Source organism: Roseobacter litoralis Och 149 (assembly GCF_000154785.2).
Lineage (GTDB): Bacteria > Pseudomonadota > Alphaproteobacteria > Rhodobacterales > Rhodobacteraceae > Roseobacter > Roseobacter litoralis.
The window spans coordinates 3,066,432-3,089,790 of record NC_015730.1; the positions used below are offsets into that span (position 1 = coordinate 3,066,432).

Genomic DNA, 23,359 nt, shown 5'->3' on the forward strand with positions numbered 1-23,359 from the left:
TCTGAATACCTTTCAGAGAAGTTCAATTTCTCCCCTGAAAATCTCATTCAGAAGTCAAAATACTATGCGCATCGCAGCCAACACCAAACAGGCGTCTCATCTAAAAGTAGCGTTACAAACCGACCGAAAGCTCTTTAAAACCTACCTCCAGCAATCCGTGGACATGGGGGAAATAAGACCGCCAGACTTCGAGGCGGAAGGCATCATCCGCGTCCCGGATCAACACGACTTGCGCATAGTCAAAGACCGTGCGCTTCGCACCTCCCACCGCCATACGCGCCAGATCGAGCGGACAAGCAATAGACAACAGTTCAATCGCGGCCGGACCCGTAATCTCTATTGCGATCTCACGATCTGAAATCACAGTCAAGCTAAGTGGCGTCTTTGCTCGGGCTGCATCAAAACCCGCAACAATGGCAGACTGATCTGCCTCTGCGGCATGCAACAGCCATTCATCTGGTCCGATACAATAGGCGGCGCGATCGCCGTTTTGCGCCCCCTGCCCGATCTTACCTGGCAATTCCAGGCCAAAGGTTTTGCTGGCCATGGCCTGATCGGCAGGTGCAACGCGCAGGTTGAAACGCGCTACCGGCGGCAGAACCGCGATCGATACGGCGTCAAAAGAGCTTACGGGAGCATTCATCTTGTTGTCCTCCTCATTCAACCTTCAGGCGGTCGCCCGCGGGGTCATAAAAAACGGTTCCGGTGACTTTCGCAGGTACCGTCCCCCCCTCCTCAGTCGGGATATGCAGCGTCTCGTCCATGCGGTCAAACCCACCTTCAACGACAGCCATCGCAATCGAACGACCCAGCGTTTCAGACCAGTAGGACGAGGTCACATGACCGATCATTTTCATCGGCTTGGGCTGCTTGGGGTTCGCCACGATCTGCGCGCCTTCCACCAGCACGGTTTTGGAATCGTCCGTCAACAAGCCCACCAGCTGTTTGCGCCCTGGCGCCGCGATGTCAGGGCGATCCAGTGATCGCTTCCCGACGAAATCAGGCTTCATCTTGCCGATGGCCCATCCGATACCCGCATCCTGCGGTGTGACCGTGCCATCCGTATCCTGACCGACGATGATAAAGCCCTTTTCAGCGCGCAAAACGTGCATGGTTTCAGTGCCATAGGTGCAGATATCGAATTTCTGCCCCGCCTCATGCAGTTTTTCCCAAAGGGCACGACCATGACGCGCGGGCACGTTGATCTCGAAGCCCAGCTCTCCGGTAAAACTCACCCGGAACAGACGCGCGGGAAAGCCTGCGACCGTGCATTCCACGAGCGCCATATGCGGCATCGCATCGGCGGAGATATCCGCGCCTTCAACGAAGGGCTGCAACAGTTTGCGTGCGTTCGGACCGTTCAGGGCGATGGTGGCCCATTCCTCCGTGGTGGAGGTCAGCCAGACCTTGAGGTCCGGCCATTCCGTCTGGAGGTAATCCTCCATCATATTCAACACGCTGGCGGCACCGCCCGTTGTGGTTGTCACATGGAACAGATCGTCCCGTATCCGCCCGATGACACCATCGTCGCGGATAAAGCCGTCTTCGCCCAGCAGCAGGCCATAGCGACACCGCCCCACACCCAGTTTGGTCCAGGGGTTGGTGTACATCCGGTTCATGAATTCGACCGCATCCGGACCGGACACCTCGATTTTGCCCAAGGTGGAGGCGTCGAACATGCCGACACTTTCCCGGGTCGCCTTGCATTCGCGCAAGACAGCCTTGTGCATGTCTTCACCGTCTTGCGGGAAATACCACGCACGGCGCCAAAGCGCGACCGGCTCGAATGCTGCACCGTTTTCTTCGGCCCAGCTGTCGATAGGTGTCTTGCGTGTCACTTCAAAATGCTTGCCTTTATGATAGCCCGCAAATGCGCCAAATGTCGTTGGGGTGTAGGGCGGGCGGAAGGTCGTCAGACCGACTTGCGGGGCCTCTTTGCCCAAGGCATCGGACGCAATCGTCAGACCGTTCATATTCGACAGTTTGCCCTGATCCGTCGCCATCCCATTTGTCGTGTAGCGTTTGACGTGTTCGATGGATTTCATGCCCTCGCGCACCGCCAGACGGATGTCCTTGGCGGTCACATCGTTCTGGAAATCGACAAAGGCTTTGGCTTTGCCCGCGCTGCGATCACTCGGCAGTTCTTTTTGCGTGATACCGGTGCCGGTGCGGTCATCGGTCACTTGATACGTCACCGTATCCGCCGTCTGCCCCAGCGCCTGCACCGCCTCAACGCCCGCCTTCGCGCCATCCTCAAGCGCAGCGGCGATGCCCCAAAGGCCGCGCCCGGCACCGGCAATGTGGACGTCTTCGGTTTTGTTGCCGGGCAGATAGGCTTTGGCGTCGGCGTCCCAATCCAATGACCCTTTGGTGTGCGAGAACAGATGCAGCGACGGTGTCCACCCACCACAGACCAGCACCGCGTCACAGGACAGCATCCGCGCATAGCTCACGCGGCCCTCCTTGATCGGGTTCACCCGCAGCCCCTTGACCCGCAAACGACCTTTTGTGCCGGTCGCGGTATGTCCAACCAGTGTTTCGATCCCGCGCTTCATCGCCTGCTGCACAAGCGACGGCGCAACCTCAGGTCGGGTGTCGACAATCGCGACGACTTCCGCGCCCGCATCCGCCATGTCAAAGGCGCTGTACCAAGCGCTGTCATGGCTGGTGAGCACCACGGGCCGTCTGCCAACCAGAACGCCAAAACGGTTCAAAAAGGTCTGCGCCGCGCCCGCCATCATCACGCCGGGGCAGTCGTTTCCGTCAAAAACCATGGGCCGCTCGATCGCGCCCTGTGCCAATACGACCTCGTGCGCACGCACCCGCCACATGCGTTCACGTGGCGCGCCATCAGGAATATCGGCCATGTGATCGGTCAGTTTCTGCACCATGCCGATCATGTTCTGGTGATAATACCCCATGGCCGTGGTGCGCGTCATCAGGCGCACGTTGGGTAACTGATCGAGTTCGTTCGTGGCGGCGGCGAGCCAGTCCCACGCGCTTTGCCCCTCAATCGACACCGCAGGTTCAGACAATAATGTGCCGCCCATTTCGGTATTTTCATCGACCAGAACAACCTTGGAACCAGCCCGCCCCGCCGTCAGCGCTGCTGCAATCCCCGACGGGCCCGCGCCCACGATCAGGACATCGCAATGCAGATAGCGACTGGCATAATGGTCGGGGTCGACCTCGGTCGGGGCCTTGCCTAAACCTGCAGCCTTGCGGATCAGTGGCTCATAGACGCTGTCCCAGAAACTGCGAGGCCACATGAAGGTTTTGTAGTAAAACCCGGCGGAAAACAGCATGTAAAGCCGGTCATTGATCGCACCAAGGTCAAACTGCAAGGTCGGCCATTTGTTCTGGCTTTCTGTGTCGAGACCTTCGTAAATTTCCTGGATGGTGGCACGGGTATTTGGCTCAAACCGCCCCTTTCCACGTGTCGTCCCGATCAGCGCGTTCGGCTCTTCGGAGCCTGCGGTCACCACGCCGCGCGGGCGGTGGTATTTGAAACTGCGCCCCATCAGGTGAACGCCATTCGCCAGCAGCGCCGATGCGACGGTGTCACCCTCAAACCCTTTGTAAATTTCGCCGTCGAATGTGAATTTTACCGGCTTGTCCGCGTTGACACGCCCGCGGCCTTCTACTCGAAATTCATTCATTTCACGGCCTCCTCAGCTGTCATATCAGGGCGGGGCTGCCCGGCCTTATACGTTGTGACAAAGCGGTCACTGACCGTGTCGCGCAGGGCATTGAAAAAGCGCCCGCAGCCGTTGATGTGACGCCAGCGTTCGGCGTGCACGCCTTTCACGTTGGTGCGGATGAACAGGAAATCGCGCCATTCCTCATCCGTCAGCTTTGATGGATCGGTGGGGCGGTCGATATGTGCCTCGCCCGCATAAGCGAATTCCAATTCGGGCAGCGTTTCATCGCAATAGGGGCAATGTATCAATAGCATCAGATCTCTCCTTAATGCGCGACGGCGGCGGCGGCGGCTTCGTCAATGAGCCGACCCGTCGTGAAACGCTCTAGCGTGAAGGGCGCGTTGATCGGGTGCGGCTCGTCCTTTGCGACGGTCCATGCCAGCGTGTGCGCAGCCCCCGGCGTGGCCTTGAATCCACCCGTGCCCCAGCCGCAGTTCACATAGAGCCCCTTAACCGGCGTTTTGCCCAGAATGGCAGAGCGGTCCGGAGTCACATCGACGATACCCCCCCATTTGCGTAGCATCCGCATGCGGTTGAAGATCGGGAAAATCTCACAGATCGCCGCGACGGTGTGTTCGATCAAAGGCAAGCCACCGCGCTGCGAATAGCTGGTGTATTGATCGGTTCCGGACCCGATCACCAACTCACCCTTGTCGGACTGGCTGATGTAGGCGTGCACGGTGTTGGACATCACAACGCAAGGGAACACGGGCTTGATCGGTTCTGAGACAAGCGCTTGCAGCGGATAGCTTTCCAAGGGCATACGCACGCCGGCTGTGTCCATAACCACACTGGTGTGACCGGCCGCGGAGACGGCGACCTTTTTGGCCTTGATGAACCCTTTGCCGGTTTCCACGCCCTCGACCGAGCCATCCGCCCCGCGCCGGATCGACAGCACCGGGCAGTTCTGGATGATATCCACGCCGCGCTTTGCCGCTTGCCGCGCATAGCCCCAAGCCACCGCGTCGTGCCGTGCGGTCCCGGCGCGTTGCTGCAAGGCTGCGCCCATAACGGGATAGCGCGCATCAGGCGAGATGTTGAGCGGCGGGCAGAAATCCTGCGCCTCTTTCGGGTTGAGCCAGCGGTTGTCCACACCGTTCAGGCGGTTGGCGTGAATATGCCGCTGGAAGCTTTGGACGTCGTGCACATTGTGCGCGAGCATCATCACGCCGCGCTTTGAATACATCACGTTGTAGTTCAGCTCAGTGCTCAGGTTGTCCCACAGATCAAGGGCATGATCGAACAGCCGCGCGCTTTCGTCATAGAGATAGTTCGACCGGATAATCGTCGTGTTCCGCCCGGTATTGCCACCACCCAGCCAGCCTTTTTCGATAACGGCGACATTCGTGATGCCGTGTTCCTTAGCGAGGTAATAGGCCGCGCCCAATCCGTGGCCGCCCGCACCGACGATGATCACATCGTATTCATCTTTGGGCGGCGAGTCGGGCCATTGTTCGGGCCAGTTCTTATGGCCGGACAGAGCATTCTTAAGGAGCGATATACCGGAGAAATGAGTCATGATGCGGCCTTCCCGAACGGTTAAAATGCAGAGCTATCGCTCGTTAACATATTACCACAAACCGTTGCTGTATAATTACGCCAGATGCGCGTTATTATATCGTCATGAAACACCCCGAATCTGCCACCCCTTCAGACCGCACACGCCTGCGCATTGGATTCATCCTGACGCGGCAATTTACGATCTGCGCTTTCGCCAATTTTGTTGATGTGTTGCGCCTTGCTTCCGACGAAGGTGACCGCTCTCGCGCCATTCTCTGCAACTGGCGTGTGCTCTCAGCGGACATGACCCCGGTCACCTCCTCGAGTGGCGTGACGGTGCAGCCCGAAGAGCGTCTTGGCGACCCCGGACGCTTTGACTATATCGTGGTCATTGGCGGCCTGATGGGCGAGTTGGAGCAGCTCGAACCCGAATACACTGCTTTCCTGCGCCGGGCTGCGGTGGCGCGCGTGCCCTTGATTGGTGTTTGCACCGGCTCTTTCGTTCTTCACGGCGCCGGGCTCATGGATGGATATCGCTGCTGCGTCAGCTGGTTCCACCACAACGATTTTCTTGAGCAATTTGATGGGCTTGAGCCGGTGTCCGATCAGATTTTTGTGGTCGACCGGGACCGGCTGACATGTTCTGGCGGCACAAGTTCCGCGCATCTCGCGGCTTTTCTCGTGGATCGCCACATCAGCAAGGCCGCCGCGCGCAAAAGCCTGTCGATCATGATGATCGACGAGGCGATGGAAGCAGACCGCCCGCAACCGGGGTTGCCGCTGGACCTGACAACCAGCGACCCCATCGTGCGCCGTACCTTGCTGTTGCTGCAACAAGCACTGGACGCGCCGCCGACACTTTCGACCTTGGCCGCGCGCCTGAAAGTCAGCCCCAGAACACTGGAGCGCCGCTTCGACGCCGCGCTGGACATGACGCCTTTCGAGGCGGGCAAGAGAATCCGTCTGGCGCAGGCGGAACGGCTTTTGCAACAGACACAACGGTCTGTCACGCAGATTGCGCAGGACACGGGTTTCTCGGATGTGTCTCATTTCATTCGTGTTTTTAAGGCCACCTATAACACCACCCCCGAAAGCTGGCGGCTCATCCGAGCGTCAACAGCGTCATGACGGCTTGGGGCAAATCAACAGTTTCAAGCGGGCCTGACGTGGGTGCGACTGGCACGTTCCGACCAATTTCCGCGCGGGTTTTGCGACGACGCGTAAACGTTCAGATGCTTTGAAACCGCATCGTCAAGACAGGGCCGGATATCATGCAATTTGTGATGGCCATTTTACCCAACTCCAACGGAGTCTTAACCGATGGGTGCTACACTGATCGCCTGAAGTGCCGGAGATTGCCCGGTCAGAATAGGATGGTCGGGACCATGAGTAAAATGGATAGGCATTCAATTAAATTGAATGAAGCCGCGCAGAATGTTGCCCTTGTGCTGCAACGCGGTGCGCTCGAACCGCTTTGGCTCGCCTGCATCGCCGTCTGCATTGACGTTTTCGTGTTCGCGCTTGCCTTCTGGTTCGCCCTTTACGGGGCCACGGCCACAGAGCAATTCGCGCCCCTTGATGCTGCGGGCTGGGCCATTCTTGGCAGTGGTGTCGTTGTTGCAACCATGGTCGTCCTTGGTGGATATCGCAGTAAGGTCATGGCCAATCGCGTGTCGTTCATCGGGTATAGCTTGTTGTGCGCAATTGCTCCGGTGATTGTGGGCATTGCGCTCGCCCCAGTCGCAAATATGAGCACGGCAATTGCCAGTACAGCGCTAAGTCTGACAGTTGCCATCATCCCGACCCGGCTTGGCGGCAATATGATCATCAGATGGGTGATCGAAACAGGATTGATTGCCCGCCGCGCTGTCATCGCCGGCGGCGGGGAGGAAGCAGCGCGCCTCATCCGGGGACTGAACGCGCGGCCGGGTAACGACATTCGCCTGCATGGCATATTCGACGATCGCGATGATATACGTTCTCCCAAGCAGGTTTTGGGCATACCCAAGATTGGCGGGTATCAGGATCTGATCGCTTTCGTGCGCGCTTCGGACATTGAGTTGGTGATCATTGCATTGCCCTTCGCCGCAGAAAAACGCATCAAATGGTTGTTGGATGAATTCCGCGTCCTTCCGGTCGAAGTCGGGCTGTCTACCTATAGCAAGGACTTTGCCTTTGATCAGCACCGAAGAGTGCCGTCTCTTGAGCGCCTCAAGCGCAGCTATGCGCCCGAGTGTCGTTTGGCCAAACGTCTTTTTGACGTCTTCTTTGCACTGTGTGCGTTGGCAGTTTTTTGGCCTGTGATGGTCCTGGCCGCCCTCGCCATCCGGCTCGAATCTCCGGGTCCTGTGCTGTTTCGCCAACACCGTCACGGCTATAACAATCGGATCATAGAAGTGCTCAAATTTCGATCAATGTATTCGGATATGACCGACCCGTTGGGAAAGAAGGTGGTGACCAAAGGAGATCCTCGCGTGACACGTGTCGGGCGTTTCCTCAGGCGCTCCTCCATCGATGAGCTTCCTCAGCTTTTCAATGTATTACGAGGGGATTTGTCACTCGTTGGACCCCGGCCACATGCGGTCGAAGCGATGTCCAGTCAATATGAGCGATTTACCCAGATCGTTGATGGTTACTCGGCGCGACACCGGTTGCCGCCGGGCATCACAGGCTGGGCACAGATCAACGGCTGGCGGGGCGAGATTGACGACGCGACAAAACTGGAAGCCCGCTTTGAACACGACCTGTTCTATATTGAAAACTGGTCGGTCTGGTTAGATCTCAAAATCCTGTTCCAAACCCCGTTGAGCCTTTTCCGGGAAAAGGGTGCGTATTGAGGCCGTAACAAAATTGCAGACGCACATACCCCAACGAACCCGTGACGCGCGGCCTGGGTGTCATGTCTGAAAGATAAAATGGGAAGGGTCGGGACCAACACAAGGTTTGCGATCTTCAATGCGAGAGCGTGCAGCACTCGTCATGAAAAGCCGCGTTTCATACGCGACATCGCAGCGGTGGATATGCGTGTATGCAGTTGGTTAAACCGTTTCAAAGCGCTCTTCGGTTTACGCAAACTGCACAGACAAGCGCTGTTTAACCCAGCCATATGCATGCAACACACGCCCGGGCAGATTTCATATTGGTCCTACTGCCGCAATCTGCATGCACATGAGCGGTACACATCCCTTCACAATCTGCGTCCAAGAGGACGCTTTTACCCTTGAATGCAGACAAAGCTGTTCGCGAGGGATGCCGCAGAACGCTACAGGTACAAGGCAATCGCTCGTTTCACTCAAGACCCATGCAACTGGCATAGTAACTGATGGTGGCAGGCCAGTCCGAGAAGATTCCCTTGACACCAACGTCCTGCGCAAGAACGTCAATCACCTCGTACATGACGCCATCGGAATTGATGACATCCTTGATGGATTGGTAATACCACCCGCCGCCGTCTTGCAATGGGCCGGACCGTTCCATCGTCCAGGTGATGATGTCAATTCCAGCCGCACGGGCGTCGATTGCGTATCTGGTGGGCACGATCTTGCCGCCATCCAAGGTCATCAACACCCATGTCGGCGGCGCGATATAGTTGACGCCCATGGCCTTGAGGTCATCCATCTGGTGGGTCCAGGTTTCCGGCGCATCCGGGTTCCAACCGTCAATCCTGTAACTTCCGTCCAGATAGACGGCTTGTGCTCCAAACTCTGGCTCGGCCCTGATCCAATAGAGCACGTCATCGAGGTTGAACGACTGCGCCCAGACATCTGATGCAGGAATGTCTGCGGATTTATATTCATCGATCAGCTTCTGCGCATAATCTTCTTGAGTAAAGCCGTCATACGGCATGTCGACAGCCGGGCTTTTCAACTCAGGCGTAAATTTTGCGCCCAGCGATTTGAACAGCGCAATCGACTCCGCGTGGGTCATCAAATCCCCGCCATCCGCTGCATAAAGATCGGTGCGCCAGCCCGCCGTGCCGTCCATGTATTCCTCGACAGTCCGGGCATTTGTGTTGGCCGCATCCATCTTGCCGGTCAGGGTTCGAAACTCCGCCAGTGTGATGTCTGAGGTTCTGCATTCAGCACTCGCCTTCGCATCACCATCCGCCGGGACAAAACCAGCCGTGCAGTTCGCCGCGAGATCGGTGGCGAGGATGTTGGTTGTGGTGTGCAGGTCGTTCTGCGCATGGCGGCAAACCAATTCCTTGTCCGATGTAAAGGTCACGTCACATTCGAGTATACCCGCCCCCATTCGCGCAGCAGCCATGTTACTTTCCACCGTATGCTCGGGGAACTGCAGGGGCGCACCTCGGTGGCCAATAGAAAACAAGGTACGCTGCACCGGATCTCCTGCACACGACAGCAGCTTATCGCGCAATGGGCCGGGTGCCATCTGATCGATCAGATAAAGCGGACGCGGGCCTGTGGTGATCGGATCAGCAAGTGCGGGCGTGCCAAGGACAAAAGCAAGAACGATGGGTCGCAGCATATTGAAGCCTTTCGAGAGAGTTTACCGTGCATTATACCCGAAAAACCCCGCCCGGCCGGACTGCCTGAGGAATCCACCTGACAAGATGGCGATACTTATATCGAGTGAGAGCATGATCTGTCGCATCCCCTGCTTTGACAAGTCCCAGTTATCGCACAGCGTGATGATGCGTCCGATATTCGAGCGTCATCATGAAATCGGAGGGGGTGACTTTTTTCGTTCAGCTACGCTCCAGGCCAAGCAACAGTATTGATGCCATATCAGGCTGCGGCTTTTGGGTGCTTGTCCTGAACATCACAGGCCTCGTCGCGCGTAGAACAGTTTTTTCCACAAGAAATTGGGTGGCGCGACCAAAATTCACCTGCGCACGTGACGAATGGAGACCGATCTCATCGAGAGCTATCGTATCTGCCCGTCACAAAAGCGCACACCCGGTCATTGATCGAAAAAATGAGAAAAACGCCATCAAAACTATAGGTAGTGTCGTCGCCTGCCACTTGTCCGGCCCAAAATCCCAAAACGCGTGTGCGAGGGGTTTGCAAGCACGGTGCCAAGCTGATCACAAAACAGGCCCACGTCGATATCCAATAACGCCCCGGTCACAGAGCCTTGGTTCGCAAGAGAGCGGATTGACACGCTGCGCGCACAGAATTGTTGAGGACTGAAGACGCTCCACGCTACAAGGGGCCCTGCATGGGCCCCCAAGCGACGTGGAAAATTACTCGCTGATCTGTGCCGGCTCGCCAAACTGACCGATCAAGGTCCGCGTGGCAGAATGGCGTTTGGCGCCTGATCACCCCCGTATAAGGCTGGATGCGCTTACACATCCTCCATTTGCTGAGTGCCGCCACCGCAGGCCTTGACCTCTGCGCCATTGGGCATCTTGAACGCCCGGCTTCTCTCTTCTGCGCGCTCTTTACCTTGCTCGCGCAGCGCCTCGCGACGTTCGGCGGCTCTGGCTGCCTTGTCGGCAGAGGCTTCCCAATCGTCCATTTGCGCTTCGGCAATGGTGCGGGTTTCATCGAAATGGAAGTCGAGTTTGTGTTTCGATTGAGGGCCGGTATAGCCCACCTTGCCCAAGTCATAGAACGTGCGCCCCACACCTGCCTTGAGGAAGGCATAAAGACAGCCAAGCAGATACCGGCGGCGGAAGCCGTTGCCGCGCCATGGATAATGGAAAAGCGCCTTGCGCGAATAGAACCGGCGGTAGTTTTTCATCACACCGTCCAGCAATTCGCCCCGCGTCATCTCTTTGGGCTTCATGATCGGGGTCACGAAGTTATAGCGGCTGTAGTCGAAAACCTCGACCTTGTCCTTCAGCTCCTGAAACAGCGGGGTAAAGGGCCAGGGCGTATACATCGACCAATTTGCCAAATCCGGCTGCCAGTCCCAAGCCATCTGAAACGTCTCTTCGAGGGTTTCGGGCGTTTCATTATCAAGGCCCACGATGAACTGAGCTTCGACCAGAATGTCAGCTTCGCGCAGCAGGCGGATCGCTTCTTTATTTTCGTCAACCTTGGTTTCTTTGTTGAAGATGTCGAGCTTCATCTGAGCCGCAGCCTCAGTCCCAAGACTGACGTGCACCAATCCGGCCTCACGGTAGAATTTCAGCAAATCGCGGTCGCGGTAGATATCTGTCACGCGGGTATTGATGCCCCATTTGACGCGATCCGGCAGGCCCCGATCAATCAGTTCCTGACAAAAGGCGATGAATTTCTTCTTGTTGATCGACGGTTCTTCATCCGCGAGAATAAAGAAGCCAACACCGTGATTATCCACCAGATCTTCGATCTCATCGACCACATCCTTGGGGTCACGCACCCGGTAATCGCGCCAGAATTTCCATTGGCTACAGAACGAACAGGTGAAAGGGCACCCGCGCGCAAGGTTCGGGATGGCCACCCGCGTACCAAGCGGGATGTAGATGTATTTTGACCAATCAAGGACCGTCCAGTCCGGTTTGATCTTGCTCAGATCCTTGACCGTGGAAGCTGCAGGCGTGGCAATGATCTGATCGCCGTGCAAAAAGGCGAGACCTTTGATGTCGTGCCGGTTTCCGGGAAAGCTGCCATCCTGAATGGCCAGCATCAGTTCAGAGCAGATCTCTTCGCCCTCACCGCGCACGATCACATCGATCCACGGGGCTTCGGAGAGAACCTGTTTGTACATGAATGTCGCATGGACACCGCCCATCACCCGCACGGCGTTGGGGACCAGTTCCTTTGCAATTTTCAGAACATCTTCAGCGCGATAGATCGACGGTGTGATGGCCGTGACAGCCACGACATCGGGTTGCAGCGCCTCCATCTTCTGTGCCAGATCAGCATCCGTCAGATTGTCGGTCATCGCATCAATAAACTCGATGTCATCAAAGCCCACGCCGCGCAGGTGGCCGCTCAGATAAGCGACCCAGGCCGGGGGCCATGTTCCGGCAATTTCAGCGCCACCGGAACGGTAATTTGGATGTACAAACAGAATTTTCATGATGATTCCTCAATCTGTGTAACGTTAGATTGACAGTCAATGTGTCAATACACCTTGACATAAATCAAAGTCCAATCACCGGCACTGAACAACCGCATCCCAGCGTCAACGCTGAACACTGGGAAGCAGGAAAACGTATGCGGGTCTGCGTCCCGAAATCAGGAACGCAGCTACAGGCAAACGGACAGTGTTTTGATAACAGGCATAGCCCCCGCGCAAACAGACATCGCGCAAGTGGGGCAAGAAGCCTTAGACGGCGACAGCGTGGCGCGCACTCTGGGCTGCGAAATAGGCATCAAAAACTGCTGCAACCACGCGCACAACCGGTGCGCCATGGTCGGTGACCGAAATTTTCCCGCCCTGTCGCGTGATCAAACCGTCTGCCTCCAGTATCGCCAGCTCTGCGTCGTGCATGTGGTACCAGCCCCCCGGCGCACCAGCCTGCAGGGCCGCAGCATCGAGGTCCACTTCCCCATTGCACATCAGCCGTTCGATAACATGCCCGCGCAAATTGTCATCCTTGCTCAAGCCAACACCTTTGGCGACCGGAAGAACACCAGCTTCTATGGCGCGCGCCCAGGCACCGGTTTCGGTGAGGTTCTGAACGTATCCGGAAGGTGTGCGTCCGATAGATGTCGATCCAACCCCGAGCATGGTTTCGGCGCGATCCGTGGTGTAGCCCTGAAAATTACGACGCAGGCTTCCTTCTTTGGCAGCTTTGGCCATCGGGTCTGAGGGGAGCGCGAAATGGTCAAGCCCGATAGCCACATATCCGGCCTCCACCAATGCGACAGCTGCTGCTTGTGATTGCTGCAACCGTGCATCGCCGTCGGGCAAGGCGGCCTCATCAATGAGCCTTTGTTTCTTGGCCATCCACGGCACATGCGCATATCCAAACAGCGCAATCCGATCAGGCTGCATCTCCACGCAAAGACGTATCGTTTCAAGCAGCGTGTCAACGGTCTGGTGGGGCAGACCGTAAATCAAGTCAAAGTTGATACCTGAGACACCCGCCGCACGCAGCCCGTCAACCGAATGGCGCACCATGTCGGGCGGCTGAATCCGGTTGATTGCTTTTTGCACTTTGGGGTCAAATTCCTGAACTCCGAAACTGGCACGGGTGAATCCCAATTGCCCAATCCGCAGGATCATCTCGTCGGTGAGGGTCCGCGGGTCACTCTCAATCGCCAGTTCGGCGTCCGCGGTGAAATCGAAACTGGCGTGCACGGCGTCCATTGCACGCTCCAGATCGTCAGGCACAAGTGCGGTGGGTGTCCCGCCGCCCCAATGCAAATGAGAGATTTTCATACGCTCTGGCAAATGCTGGGCCAAAAGGCTGATCTCGCGGTTGAGCGTCTGCGCATACTGCGCGACGGGTGCATCCTTTTTGGCCAGTTTCATATTGCAGCCGCAATACCAGCATAGCTCACGGCAATAGGGAACGTGTAGATAGAGTGAAACAGGTTTCTCAGGCGGAAGCGCTGACAACCAGCGTGCATATTCCTCTGAACCGATGGCATCGGAAAAGTGCGGCGCCGTTGGATAGCTGGTGTAGCGTGGTACATTGCGGGTCATGTAGGTTTTAAGCGTGTTCGTCATTGTAGTCCCACTCTGTTCTTTCAGCACCTTGGCTGAAGGCTTGGAAAAGGTGGTATCGTACCCACGAAAACCCCGCCCAAACCGCTCCGGTCGTTAGGGCTTTGGATAAAGCCCGGTTTCACTCAGTCTCTTGAAAGCAGTCAGGACTGTCTTTGATCCAGATCATCGATGCAGATTGATTTGAAGTCAGTCGGGTCGCAGGCTCCAGCAAGACACAAAGCAGGGCAGCGGAACCTCAACACTCTTGATTTTCACAGGAGAACAGGGGCACCGATTACGATTGGATGTAAGTACACAAGCACCACATAGACGATCACGCCCGCGCAAAGACGCAGCATTGTGCCGCGTGACGGCACTTGGAAACGGCGCTGACTGCGGGTCTCAGATACGAGCGCGAGCCATGCATCAGCGCCCAGATCACGCTTTTTTCGTGCATCAATGACACGCGGCCCGGCCAGCGCGAAGAGTGCCAAGGTGGCAAACAACAAGACATGCGCAAGATCGCCATTCGCAAACACATGCAAAAGCGCCCACAAGGCAAGAACGTTCAGCAGTGGATGGCGCAAATACCCGATAATACCGGCGTCCAACGGATTGAACGCGTCATTGTTTCGACCTCCAAACGAAAAGGGATTGGGCTGTCCGATCGAAACGGTGAGGATCAGGCAAGCAACGAGCATTCCCAACCATATAACCGGCCGGTGCCACGGTGCCTCAGCCCAAAGCAGCACAAAGGGAGCCTGCTGTGCGGCCCAGATCAACAACGCCAGGATCAACAGCGACAGCGCCGAATAGGCACGGGTAAATCCCTTTGCACCGAGGTGTTTTACGAGGTGCTTCTTGACCGGCGGGCGCACCGGAATGGAATGTGTCGCGAAGAAAAGCACAAACACACCCGCAAATGTCAGCCAGCCGCTCATGAGCGCGCAGGTTTAGATTTCATCAGGGCAGGCCCGTAGATAAAGGTGAAGCCAAGAAACGCACCGATCCACAGCACGCCGGATAACGCGTAAAGCGTCGTGGCTGAACCGACCCAGAACGCCCCGGCAATCCGGGCGAAGACCGAGCCAATCAGCGCGAGATAGATCGCAACGGTGCCCGCTCCTGCCGTCAGTTTTTGCCCGGTATGCCCCAATGTCGCGCGGGTCATCATCGCCAAAGTCATCAATCCAAAGCCCCCTGCCATCCACAGGTGCAGTGCTGCAACGGCCAGCATCGCGTCAGAAAACAGGATTGAGACCCCAGCGATAAACGCGCCAACGGGGACGAAAACATACCCCAAATGCAAAACCAAAAGCAGCGGTTCGCCAAACGTTTGCGCGCCCTGCCAACGCACAAGCCGGACAAAATGCAAAGCGCCCATGAGCAGCAGTGCGCCCCCGGTTACCCTGTGATCTGGTGCCGCAACCCAGCAACAAAGCCCTAGGACCGTGATCAAAAGGACCGCCTTGTCAAAACCTTGCATCGGCGGGGTGGGCAACCGCTCCGCTTTTTGTCGTACAAGCCAATTGCGGGTAAAAGACGGGATAACCCGCCCCCCGATGACGGCAATCATCATGATCACGGACGACACACCAATCCTTGCTCCAACACCCTGAGCGGCGATATCACCCCGCGCAGCTTCGAGATGGAAAAGCAGATTTGCCAATGTGAAGACCACCAGCATTGCAAGCACCACCAGATTGCGCCAGTTCTTGCCCGCGATAATCTCACGCAGAATGACGCCGCAGAGCGCAATGGGAAACAACAGATCAATGAACTCTGCCACGCCCAGCGGCAGCAGAGCCGAAGCCGCCATCACAGCCCGCCCGATGGCCCAAAGACCGAACAATCCCGCCAGAGGCCAGCCGACTATGGGCAAGCGCCCGGTCCAGTTCGGCACAGCCGTCAGCAAGAAGCCTGCGATGATCGCGCCAAGATAGCCAAACAGCAGTTCGTGCGCATGCCAAGAGGGAGGGTCAAGCCGGGTCGGTAACGCAAAATAGCCTGAAAGCATCAAAACCCAAAGCACCATCGCCATAGCCGCCCAAACCGCGCCAAACAGAAAGAACGGGCGAAAGCCGTAGGAAAATACACCGGGTCCCTGCCATTCCCGGCTTAGTTGAGACGTTGTTTGCCCCATGGCAGACCCTTAGAGATTTTTTCGTTGCAATTCAGGAGAGTTTTTCGCCAGAGCCGACGTGCGGGATCTGGCCGTAAAACTGGTTTTTTTCAGGATGACGCCAGACTGATCCACGACAAGTCGGACAGCGCGGTCGCCATAGTGAAAGGTCAGACGTGAGCGTCCTGCATCCTCGCCAATGCCTGTTTCGCTCAGGGATGTGATCTCTCCGATGCGCATCAGTTTTTGCACATCGCCCGGCTCAAGCGCGAAGGCTTCGGCCAGCACCAACGCATCAACTACAAAACCGTCCGCATTGACTTCTACCGGTGTCATGAAATCTCTCGCCAATACCCATTAGCCGCCGCAACGGTTGCGAAATGCGTCGCCACGATCTGACTTGAGCCAATCAGGGCCGCAAAATTCTCGGCATACTCAGGCCGCAATTTCTCGCGGATATCTGCGTCTGGCTGTGTCATCTTGATCGCGACACGGCTGAGTTTGACCGCCAGATCGTATCCCTCTTGCGGTGTGCTGGTTATCAGCGTGGGAAGCCAGGTCGTCATGGGCCTATCCTTTCGAGTACTGCGCATTATCCGTCAGAAAAACGCCGGATTTGTTCCGCCACACGTCATCAAACGTGAAGGCTCAGCGTCAAGCGTTACACCATGATAACCCATACGACGATCAAGCTCAGCACGAGATAAACGAGTGTATTTATCATCCAGCGGATCAGGCCCGCCTCCCCTTCAGGGTCCACGCCCAGACGCTCGCAGACCTTGGTTCCCGGCCACAGAAAAGCTTCAGACAGTGACATCAATTCGCCCCTTTAACAGGTATTTCAGATGAGTATTAACTAACGCTTTTAAATACGCATTGTAAATGCTAAATATCAATTCATGCAACTGGACAAATTTACCGACTATGCGCTTCGCATTCTGATAACCTTGGTTGTGCGTGCGCCTGCCCGCGTGGCCACGTCAGAAATAGCGACGTTGTTCGGGCTGTCGGAAAACCATCTGTCCAAGGTTTCGACACAGCTTGTGCGCGAAGGTTTTGTCCTGTCCGAAAGAGGCCGGAACGGCGGCCTGACCCTTGCGCGCCCACCGGAACGCATTCTTGTCGGCGAGGTCGTGCGCACGATGACGCGCAAGGAGCATGTGGTGGAGTGCTTTGGCACGAACAAATCCTGCCTGATCCTCCCGGCCTGTGGCTTGCGCCAGCCCTTGGCAGAGGCGCAAGAGGCTTTCTTTGCAACGCTGGATCACTATACGCTGGCTGATGTGACACAGTCGCGGCACAGCCTCGGCGCATTGCTGAATTCGCAATTGGCAAAAACACAAGGTTAGCCGTTTTTTGCGGGCAGATATCATGCGTTTTTTGGCACTGAGGTGTGTCCGTTGCTGCAAAAACCGGACGCCCTGAACGAACCTTGAGCCATTTCCTCAAACCGTCGGAAACAGCTGCGCCTTCCGGTTTATTCGGCTTGCATGACCTGCGGTCGTTCTACATGCTTTCTGCAACTCCAAGACGTATCCCGGAAGACACAACAGAAAAGAACGACCGAACAGTATGGTTTTTGAAGTTTTCGCAATTGGCGCTGCATTTGTTTTTGGCCTTGCAGCCAGACCATTGGGCCTGCCGCCGTTGGTCGGCTTTCTTGCGGCCGGTTTCGTGATCAATGCTGCGGGGCCGCATGTCGGCATGCCGGACACGACCGGGCCGATTCTCGAATATATCGCGAACCTTGGCGTTTTGATTCTGCTTTTCACAGTGGGCCTCAAGCTGAAAATCAAACAGATCGGCGAGCCGCATGTGGTCGGTGTATCCCTGCTGCACTTTGCCCTGTCGGTTGCGCTCTTTACCCCGCTGGCGCGCGCATTTTTCACGGATGACTGGACGGTTGCGCTACTGGTCGGCATCGCGCTGGCGTTTTCCTCGACTGTGCTGGCCGCCAAAATGCTGGAATCCAAACGCGAGATGGGCACCTTCCATGGCCGCACAGCCATCGGCATTTTGATCGTTCAGGATATCATCGCGCTTGTCGTGCTGGCGATCTTTTCGGGCAAGGTGCCCGGACCTTGGGCGCTGCTGATCTTTGCCACGCCCTTGTTGCGCCCGTTTTTGCACAAGCTGCTCGACTGGGCGGGCCATGATGAGGTGCTGGTGCTTGCGGGCATGGCGCTCGCGCTTGTCATCGGTGGCTACGGGTTCGAGATCATTGGGCTCAAGGGTGAGATTGGCGCGCTTGTGATGGGCTTGCTGTTATCCAATCACCCGCGCGCAAGCGAATTGTCAGACGCGCTTTGGTCGCTGAAAGAGATATTCCTCGTCGGGTTCTTTCTGTCGATTGGCATGTCAGGCTTGCCGGACTGGGACGCGCTCATCTTTGCCGTCGTGCTGGGGCTGATGTTGCCGCTCAAGGGTATCTTGTTCTTTTTCCTGCTCTTGGCCTTCCGCTTGCGGGCCAGAACCGCCTTTCTGTCGGCGCTCTCGCTTACGGTTTACAGCGAATTTGGCCTGATCGTTGCCACCGGCATACCGGCAGCCGAACCCTTCGTGGTGCCGCTGGCCATCGCCGTGTCGGTATCCTTCCTGATCGCGGCGCCGATCAACCGGCTGGCCCATCCGCTTTACGAACGATTTGAACAGCGCCTGCACCGGTTTGAGCGCGTCACACGTCACCCCGACGAGCAACCCGCAGATCTGGGGGATGCGGATGTGCTGATATTCGGTATGGGGCGGACGGGCTCGGCCACATATGAGGTTCTGATCCAGAACGGGTCGAAACCCATCGGGCTGGACGCAGATACCTATAAGGCCGCAGCCCACGCAAAAGCCGGGCGCAATGTGGTGTTCGCCGATGCCGAAGACAGCAATTTCTGGAGCAGCGTGGAGCTTGGCAAGATAAAGGCGGCTGTTCTTGCCATGGATGATCTGGAGGCAAAGCTGATCGCAACACGCACCTTGCGCGCCAAGGGGTTTACGGGGCCGATCGTGACCCACGCCCTGCACGAGGAACACATTGATCTGATGAAAGAAGCCGGAGCGAACCAGACCTATCTGACAATGCGTGAAGCAGGCCGCAGCCTTGCCCATCACGCCTCCGGCACCACGAGTGTCGATCCTTTGTCGGACAAATAAACGGCGCGTGCTGCGTCAATGCGGCTTGGGGCGACTTTGCTCTTCCCGCTCTGCATCGATTGCTTCTTGCAAGGCGTCCGCATCATCGGGGTTTTCAGAGGCAACAGCATAGCTTCCATTAAACCACCGCGCCAGATCAAGGTCTGCGCATCTCTTTGAGCAAAACGGCCGCGCCGTCTCGATCGGTGGTTTGCCGCAGATCGGGCAGGTCATTTAAGAACCTCGTGCAAGGGCACACGCGCCCGTTTACGCTGCAGCTCATAATGGCCCAAAGGGGTCCAGCCGACCAGAGCGGTTTCCACGGTGCAGGTTTTGAACGCCTGCCGAATGGCCGTTTCAAACCGACGTCGGTCCTTTTTTGGCATCGGTGCCAGATCGAGGACAATCTGCCCCCCCAGCCCTTTGACACGTAACGCACGCGGCAACATGCGCGCACATCCCAAGTTCGCATTCAGCCCCGCCGCCAAAGACGTATCAGGGCCGGTATTCACATCGATTGCGATCAGGGCACGCGTTGGTTCAATGTAGAAACTCGCACCCCCATCAAGCGGTTGCAGGATACCACGGTCGCGATCCAGCGCATCCAGCACACCATGCGTCTCGAACGAGCCGGCCTCCGTCACTACGTCACCGGGTGCCACCCAGTCGCGCCACGCCAACAGATGCGGACCGTCGCCCGTGGCCAACACGGCCATGTCCGTGCCACTGTCTTCCAGCACATCAGTCGCCAGTCCCATCATCGTGTCTATGTCCTGCGCGATGTCCTCTTCCGCTGCGTTCTCGCAGGAAGACCGCAGGATCAAACCATAGCCCGAGCCACCCGCGCCCTCGTGGGCGATCTCAAGCAGGCGATCTCGTTCCGCTTCATCCTTGATCGACCGGCTGATGTTGAGACCGGGCGCATCGGGCGTCACGATCACATAACGGCTCTTGAACAGCAGTTTTTGCGCCACGGGGATGGCCTTGCCCGCTTCGGCGTAGCCGCTGACCTGCACCAGCACCGCTTGCCCCGGTGCCATCCCCTTGACCTGACGCAGAAAAGCAGACCCATCGGGCGTCTTGAGGAACATTCCCCCCTGCCCTTTCACAGGCCGGTCGGCAATCGCGCGGTAAATCGTACCGGGGCGCGGTTGATCCGCATCAACCAGCATATCCTGCAAAGCGCCATCCACCATAAGTGCCGCCGCTTCACGGTTTTCGATATGGTCGAGAATGATCGTCTGACCCTTCATGAGGCCCCCCTGTATCCTGCCGCCTGCAACAGGCCTGCTGTTTCGGCCAGAGGCAAACCAACGATGCCCGTGTAAGAGCCGCTGATCCACGGAATCAATGCAGCGGCCGGGCCCTGAATGCCATATCCGCCCGCCTTGCCACGCCAGTCTTCGCTGTCGATATAGCTTTGGATGTCCGCTTGCGACAGTGATTTCATACGCACAATGCTGAGCACATCTTTTTCCCACACGCGATCAGCAACCCGCACCGCAACCGCCGTAATGACCCGGTGCCGCCGCCCGGACAGCGATTTCAGAAACGCTTCGGCTTCCGCTGCATCCTCGGGTTTACCCAGAATACGGCGGCCCAAGGCGACCGTCGTGTCCGCACATAGCACGATATCTGTCGGCTGCGCATCCACGGCACAGACTTTTTCGCGCGCCATCCTAGCACAATAGGGACGTGGCAATTCACCCTTATGTGGTGTTTCGTCAATATCGGGCGGGCGAATATCGTCAGGCACAACGCCGATTTGCGCCAGCAATTCCTTGCGGCGCGGCGATCCTGACCCCAAAATAAACAAAGTCTATTTGAAGCGGTAGTTGATCCGACCCTTTGTCAGATCATAGGGTGTCATTTCGACTTGAACTTTATCGCCAGCCAGAACCCGGATGCGGTTTTTGCGCATCTTGCCTGCCGTATGTGCGATTATTTCATGGCCGTTTTCAAGCTCGACCCGGAATGTCGCATTCGGCAGGAGTTCCTTCACGACACCGGGGAATTCGAGCGTATCTTCCTTGGCCATGTTTTCTCCTTCAAACGCGTCCACCATTTGTGGACGCCGCCTAAATGAGCGCATTTGCAAGTATTTTCAAGCCTGATTCAGCGTAAATCGACGATTGGCGCGGTGTCATCGCGGCCTGACTGCTCTGACCAGTGCTTTTGGCCCAATACAATCCCGTCTGCACGGACCTTTGCGATGTGGCGCAGATCAACCTCGGCCATGGTCCAACCGGCTGCATTCAGCGCACCAAGGCTCAACACGCCTGTTTCTGGAAAGCCGCGGTCTGGGGGGGCAAAAATACCGCCTGCGCCGACTGAGACATCGACCGCCTCGGACCAATCCGCTGTACCGACCACCGAAGACATGACGGACACGCATTGCATTTCAAGCGCGCGGGCCATCGCCCCAATCCGCACCCGCCAGTACCCGGCCAGCGTTTCCGTACAGGATGGCACCAGCAGTATGTCACAGGCCGCAAGTGCGCGGCCAAGCAAGGGAAATTCGCAATCATAACAGATCAGAATGCCGATCCGGCCGATGGATGTATCAAACACCTGCAAGGGGCCACCACCAATGACGTCCCAAGGGTCACGTTCAAACCGGGTCATGATCTGCTTGTCCTGCACACCGACGCCGCCTTGCGGGGTGAACAGACGGGCGCGGTTGACCGGCCTTGTCGATGTGACCGCCGGGCCGGAAGCCGCGAGGATATGCACACCGTATTCAATCGACAGTTTCTTGTGCAAAGCATCTGCATCGGCCAACCGCTCCGATACCGCATTCAGCGACTGTTCCAGATCTGCAGCCACAGACGCACCAGCGAGGGTTGCAAGTTCCATCGCGCCATATTCCGGGAATACCGCCAGATCAGCGTTTTGTTCAGCAGCCTGCGCCACCCAGCTGGAAATTTTATCTTCGTACTGCGCCCAAGACGACAGCAAATCCAAAGGATAGGCGGAAGTAGCAATTTTCATCACGCGACCCTCAATGAGTATGCGCCGCACCGTTTCGAAAAACCGCCCCCTTCGCAAGAGCAAGGCACGGTAAAACCCGCTGGCTTTGACATGAACCGGCAGACTGGGCACAACGAGCGCACCAATGGGAAAGTCGATATGAAGAAAATTGTAATACTGACGGGTGCTGGAATTTCAGCGGAAAGTGGTCTTGGAACGTTTCGCGCTGAAGGCGGCCTCTGGGCCGAGCACCGGATCGAAGATGTGGCAACGCCCGAAGGGTTTGCGCGTGACCCGCAGCTTGTGGTCGATTTTTACAATGCCCGCCGTGCCCAGGCAGCGGAGGCGGCACCGAATGCCGCTCATCTGGCCCTCGCAAAACTGGAGGCTGGATTTGATGGCGACGTTGTCTTGGTCACACAGAATGTCGACGACCTGCACGAAAAAGCCGGGATGAAACGGGTGATGCATATGCATGGCGCACTCAACGGGGCCTTGTGTGGCGCTTGTGATCACCGCTGGCCCGCCCCGATGGTTATGGCTCCCGGCGATGCATGCCCACACTGCAAGGCCCCTGCGGCACGCCCGGATATCGTTTGGTTCGGGGAAATGCCCTACGACATGGAAGAAATCTATGATCAACTCGCGCAGGCTGACCTCTTCGCAGGCATCGGCACGTCAGGCAATGTCTACCCGGCAGCCGGTTTCGTAGCCGAAGCGCGCCGCCACGGCGCGCAAACGCTTGAGTTCAACCTTGAGCCCTCCGCGGTTGGCAGTCAGTTCGATGATATCCGGATCGGACCTGCAACCCAGACGGTGCCCGAATGGGTCGCAGAAGTTCTGGGGGGATAACTCCAGCCCCGATCAGTTGGTTGCGTCGTGGTTCATATCACCGTGGTTCATCGCGCCGTGCTTTGGCTGGCGTTCATTGTCCACCGGGATCATGACAGTGACGTCACCCGCTTGCTCAAACGTCAGGGTCACGGAGACCTCTCCGCCCTGCTCAAGGCTCTCGGTCAGCCCCATGAACATGACGTGATCGCCACCGCGCGCCATCATGTGCATGCCGCCAGCGGGGATCTCGATACCCTCTTCGATTTCCACCATTTTCATGACGCCATCGCCTTGGTCGATGTGCGTATGCAACTCGACCCGTTTGGCGACATCTGACGTCGCTGAAACCAGACGATCCGCCGTCTCCCCTGTGTTCTTGATCATCATGAACGCAGCACCGGTTGGGGCATTGGGGCGCGACGCACGCGCATAGGGATCGTCAATGACGATATCGGCAAAGGCGAATGTAGGCGGTGTGATCAACGCGGCTGCCAGAACAGCACGCGAGACATGAGAAAGGAACATGAATGTCTCCTCGAAAATTTTAACGTTTAGATTG

23 protein-coding genes are annotated in these 23,359 nt (G+C 57.1%); 5 read left to right on the forward strand and 18 right to left on the reverse strand.

Annotated features, from left to right (window positions below):
- Window positions 1-112: 112 nt before the first annotated feature.
- From RLO149_RS14630 to RLO149_RS14645, 4 genes are read right to left on the reverse strand one after another with little or no spacing between them, the layout of a single operon-like run.
- A complete protein-coding gene (locus RLO149_RS14630; RefSeq protein ID WP_013962877.1) occupies window positions 113-643 on the reverse strand; it encodes a sarcosine oxidase subunit gamma in 531 nt (176 codons plus the stop codon).
- A 13-nt stretch (window positions 644-656) separates the two neighbouring features.
- On the reverse strand, window positions 657-3,659 hold the full coding sequence (locus RLO149_RS14635; RefSeq protein ID WP_013962878.1) for a sarcosine oxidase subunit alpha: 3,003 nt from the start codon (window positions 3,657-3,659) through the stop codon (window positions 657-659).
- Window positions 3,656-3,955 carry a sarcosine oxidase subunit delta gene (locus RLO149_RS14640; RefSeq protein ID WP_013962879.1) on the reverse strand — a complete coding sequence of 100 codons (300 nt, stop codon included), beginning with the start codon at window positions 3,953-3,955 and terminating at the stop codon, window positions 3,656-3,658. The genes RLO149_RS14635 and RLO149_RS14640 overlap by 4 nt, the downstream gene beginning before the upstream one ends.
- A gap of 11 nt (window positions 3,956-3,966) precedes the next feature.
- Complete coding sequence (locus RLO149_RS14645; RefSeq protein WP_013962880.1) at window positions 3,967-5,220, reverse strand: sarcosine oxidase subunit beta family protein; 1,254 nt, start codon at window positions 5,218-5,220, stop codon at window positions 3,967-3,969.
- Window positions 5,221-5,324: 104 nt separating this feature from the next.
- On the opposite strand from RLO149_RS14645, the gene RLO149_RS14650 reads away from it, so the two are divergent.
- Entirely contained in the window at window positions 5,325-6,329 is a 1,005-nt protein-coding gene (locus RLO149_RS14650; RefSeq protein ID WP_013962881.1) for a GlxA family transcriptional regulator, read from the forward strand.
- Window positions 6,330-6,586: 257 nt separating this feature from the next.
- Window positions 6,587-8,038, forward strand: coding sequence for an exopolysaccharide biosynthesis polyprenyl glycosylphosphotransferase (locus tag RLO149_RS14655; RefSeq protein ID WP_052304822.1), 1,452 nt, complete (start codon window positions 6,587-6,589; stop codon window positions 8,036-8,038).
- 451 nt (window positions 8,039-8,489) lie between these two features.
- Here the strand turns inward: RLO149_RS14655 and RLO149_RS14660 are convergent, their stop codons facing one another.
- From RLO149_RS14660 to RLO149_RS23965, 8 genes are all read right to left on the reverse strand, one after another.
- Window positions 8,490-9,689: a glycerophosphodiester phosphodiesterase family protein gene (locus RLO149_RS14660; protein WP_013962883.1), complete on the reverse strand. Its 1,200-nt coding sequence runs from the start codon at window positions 9,687-9,689 to the stop codon at window positions 8,490-8,492.
- A gap of 819 nt (window positions 9,690-10,508) precedes the next feature.
- Window positions 10,509-12,173 carry a magnesium-protoporphyrin IX monomethyl ester anaerobic oxidative cyclase gene (gene bchE / locus RLO149_RS14665; RefSeq protein ID WP_013962884.1) on the reverse strand — a complete coding sequence of 555 codons (1,665 nt, stop codon included), beginning with the start codon at window positions 12,171-12,173 and terminating at the stop codon, window positions 10,509-10,511.
- A gap of 249 nt (window positions 12,174-12,422) precedes the next feature.
- Window positions 12,423-13,772 (reverse strand): oxygen-independent coproporphyrinogen III oxidase, encoded by a 1,350-nt coding sequence (gene hemN, locus RLO149_RS14670; protein WP_013962885.1) that lies wholly within the window; start codon window positions 13,770-13,772, stop codon window positions 12,423-12,425.
- 251 nt (window positions 13,773-14,023) lie between these two features.
- Window positions 14,024-14,692 (reverse strand): NnrU family protein, encoded by a 669-nt coding sequence (locus RLO149_RS14675; protein ID WP_013962886.1) that lies wholly within the window; start codon window positions 14,690-14,692, stop codon window positions 14,024-14,026.
- The gene (locus tag RLO149_RS14680) at window positions 14,689-15,894 is read right to left on the reverse strand and encodes an NnrS family protein (RefSeq protein ID WP_013962887.1); all 1,206 of its coding nucleotides are present in this window, start codon (window positions 15,892-15,894) and stop codon (window positions 14,689-14,691) included. Before RLO149_RS14680 ends, RLO149_RS14675 begins: the two co-directional genes overlap by 4 nt.
- A 9-nt stretch (window positions 15,895-15,903) precedes the next feature.
- A complete protein-coding gene (locus RLO149_RS14685; RefSeq protein ID WP_013962888.1) occupies window positions 15,904-16,209 on the reverse strand; it encodes a DUF6522 family protein in 306 nt (101 codons plus the stop codon).
- Entirely contained in the window at window positions 16,206-16,439 is a 234-nt protein-coding gene (locus RLO149_RS14690; RefSeq protein ID WP_013962889.1) for a hexameric tyrosine-coordinated heme protein, read from the reverse strand. Before RLO149_RS14690 ends, RLO149_RS14685 begins: the two co-directional genes overlap by 4 nt.
- 95 nt (window positions 16,440-16,534) lie before the next feature.
- Entirely contained in the window at window positions 16,535-16,690 is a 156-nt protein-coding gene (locus tag RLO149_RS23965; protein WP_169315066.1) for a hypothetical protein, read from the reverse strand.
- A gap of 82 nt (window positions 16,691-16,772) precedes the next feature.
- Between RLO149_RS23965 and RLO149_RS14695 the strand changes: the two genes are divergently transcribed.
- Entirely contained in the window at window positions 16,773-17,222 is a 450-nt protein-coding gene (locus tag RLO149_RS14695; protein WP_013962890.1) for an RrF2 family transcriptional regulator, read from the forward strand.
- 223 nt (window positions 17,223-17,445) lie between these two features.
- Window positions 17,446-19,017: a cation:proton antiporter family protein gene (locus RLO149_RS14700; RefSeq protein WP_013962891.1), complete on the forward strand. Its 1,572-nt coding sequence runs from the start codon at window positions 17,446-17,448 to the stop codon at window positions 19,015-19,017.
- 15 nt (window positions 19,018-19,032) lie between these two features.
- Here the strand turns inward: RLO149_RS14700 and RLO149_RS14705 are convergent, their stop codons facing one another.
- From RLO149_RS14705 to RLO149_RS14725, 5 genes are all read right to left on the reverse strand, one after another.
- Window positions 19,033-19,230: a DNA gyrase inhibitor YacG gene (locus RLO149_RS14705; RefSeq protein WP_044025369.1), complete on the reverse strand. Its 198-nt coding sequence runs from the start codon at window positions 19,228-19,230 to the stop codon at window positions 19,033-19,035.
- Window positions 19,227-20,249 (reverse strand): ribonuclease E/G, encoded by a 1,023-nt coding sequence (locus RLO149_RS14710; RefSeq protein WP_013962892.1) that lies wholly within the window; start codon window positions 20,247-20,249, stop codon window positions 19,227-19,229. Before RLO149_RS14710 ends, RLO149_RS14705 begins: the two co-directional genes overlap by 4 nt.
- Complete coding sequence (locus RLO149_RS14715; protein WP_013962893.1) at window positions 20,246-20,812, reverse strand: Maf family protein; 567 nt, start codon at window positions 20,810-20,812, stop codon at window positions 20,246-20,248. Before RLO149_RS14715 ends, RLO149_RS14710 begins: the two co-directional genes overlap by 4 nt.
- A 3-nt stretch (window positions 20,813-20,815) precedes the next feature.
- Window positions 20,816-21,034 carry a translation initiation factor IF-1 gene (gene infA / locus RLO149_RS14720; RefSeq protein ID WP_005978431.1) on the reverse strand — a complete coding sequence of 73 codons (219 nt, stop codon included), beginning with the start codon at window positions 21,032-21,034 and terminating at the stop codon, window positions 20,816-20,818.
- 77 nt (window positions 21,035-21,111) lie between these two features.
- Window positions 21,112-21,987 carry a carbon-nitrogen hydrolase family protein gene (locus RLO149_RS14725; RefSeq protein ID WP_013962894.1) on the reverse strand — a complete coding sequence of 292 codons (876 nt, stop codon included), beginning with the start codon at window positions 21,985-21,987 and terminating at the stop codon, window positions 21,112-21,114.
- A 138-nt stretch (window positions 21,988-22,125) separates the two neighbouring features.
- Between RLO149_RS14725 and RLO149_RS14730 the strand changes: the two genes are divergently transcribed.
- Window positions 22,126-22,818 carry an NAD-dependent deacylase gene (locus tag RLO149_RS14730; protein ID WP_013962895.1) on the forward strand — a complete coding sequence of 231 codons (693 nt, stop codon included), beginning with the start codon at window positions 22,126-22,128 and terminating at the stop codon, window positions 22,816-22,818.
- Window positions 22,819-22,830: 12 nt separating this feature from the next.
- On the opposite strand, the gene RLO149_RS14735 is transcribed toward RLO149_RS14730, so the two are convergent.
- Complete coding sequence (locus RLO149_RS14735; RefSeq protein WP_013962896.1) at window positions 22,831-23,325, reverse strand: copper chaperone PCu(A)C; 495 nt, start codon at window positions 23,323-23,325, stop codon at window positions 22,831-22,833.
- Between the last annotated feature and the right edge of the window lie 34 nt (window positions 23,326-23,359).

What these genes read in the sequence shown, in the direction of transcription:
- RLO149_RS14630 (WP_013962877.1), bottom strand. Translation starts at nt 643, where the DNA reads ATGAATGCTCCCGTAAGCTCTTTTGACGCCGTATCGATCGCGGTTCTG.
- RLO149_RS14635 (WP_013962878.1), bottom strand. Translation starts at nt 3,659, where the DNA reads ATGAATGAATTTCGAGTAGAAGGCCGCGGGCGTGTCAACGCGGACAAG.
- RLO149_RS14640 (WP_013962879.1), bottom strand. Translation starts at nt 3,955, where the DNA reads ATGCTATTGATACATTGCCCCTATTGCGATGAAACGCTGCCCGAATTG.
- RLO149_RS14645 (WP_013962880.1), bottom strand. Translation starts at nt 5,220, where the DNA reads ATGACTCATTTCTCCGGTATATCGCTCCTTAAGAATGCTCTGTCCGGC.
- RLO149_RS14650 (WP_013962881.1), top strand. Translation starts at nt 5,325, where the DNA reads ATGAAACACCCCGAATCTGCCACCCCTTCAGACCGCACACGCCTGCGC.
- RLO149_RS14655 (WP_052304822.1), top strand. Translation starts at nt 6,587, where the DNA reads ATGAGTAAAATGGATAGGCATTCAATTAAATTGAATGAAGCCGCGCAG.
- RLO149_RS14660 (WP_013962883.1), bottom strand. Translation starts at nt 9,689, where the DNA reads ATGCTGCGACCCATCGTTCTTGCTTTTGTCCTTGGCACGCCCGCACTT.
- bchE (WP_013962884.1), bottom strand. Translation starts at nt 12,173, where the DNA reads ATGAAAATTCTGTTTGTACATCCAAATTACCGTTCCGGTGGCGCTGAA.
- hemN (WP_013962885.1), bottom strand. Translation starts at nt 13,772, where the DNA reads ATGACGAACACGCTTAAAACCTACATGACCCGCAATGTACCACGCTAC.
- RLO149_RS14675 (WP_013962886.1), bottom strand. Translation starts at nt 14,692, where the DNA reads ATGAGCGGCTGGCTGACATTTGCGGGTGTGTTTGTGCTTTTCTTCGCG.
- RLO149_RS14680 (WP_013962887.1), bottom strand. Translation starts at nt 15,894, where the DNA reads ATGGGGCAAACAACGTCTCAACTAAGCCGGGAATGGCAGGGACCCGGT.
- RLO149_RS14685 (WP_013962888.1), bottom strand. Translation starts at nt 16,209, where the DNA reads ATGACACCGGTAGAAGTCAATGCGGACGGTTTTGTAGTTGATGCGTTG.
- RLO149_RS14690 (WP_013962889.1), bottom strand. Translation starts at nt 16,439, where the DNA reads ATGACGACCTGGCTTCCCACGCTGATAACCAGCACACCGCAAGAGGGA.
- RLO149_RS23965 (WP_169315066.1), bottom strand. Translation starts at nt 16,690, where the DNA reads ATGTCACTGTCTGAAGCTTTTCTGTGGCCGGGAACCAAGGTCTGCGAG.
- RLO149_RS14695 (WP_013962890.1), top strand. Translation starts at nt 16,773, where the DNA reads ATGCAACTGGACAAATTTACCGACTATGCGCTTCGCATTCTGATAACC.
- RLO149_RS14700 (WP_013962891.1), top strand. Translation starts at nt 17,446, where the DNA reads ATGGTTTTTGAAGTTTTCGCAATTGGCGCTGCATTTGTTTTTGGCCTT.
- RLO149_RS14705 (WP_044025369.1), bottom strand. Translation starts at nt 19,230, where the DNA reads ATGACCTGCCCGATCTGCGGCAAACCACCGATCGAGACGGCGCGGCCG.
- RLO149_RS14710 (WP_013962892.1), bottom strand. Translation starts at nt 20,249, where the DNA reads ATGAAGGGTCAGACGATCATTCTCGACCATATCGAAAACCGTGAAGCG.
- infA (WP_005978431.1), bottom strand. Translation starts at nt 21,034, where the DNA reads ATGGCCAAGGAAGATACGCTCGAATTCCCCGGTGTCGTGAAGGAACTC.
- RLO149_RS14725 (WP_013962894.1), bottom strand. Translation starts at nt 21,987, where the DNA reads ATGAAAATTGCTACTTCCGCCTATCCTTTGGATTTGCTGTCGTCTTGG.
- RLO149_RS14730 (WP_013962895.1), top strand. Translation starts at nt 22,126, where the DNA reads ATGAAGAAAATTGTAATACTGACGGGTGCTGGAATTTCAGCGGAAAGT.
- RLO149_RS14735 (WP_013962896.1), bottom strand. Translation starts at nt 23,325, where the DNA reads ATGTTCCTTTCTCATGTCTCGCGTGCTGTTCTGGCAGCCGCGTTGATC.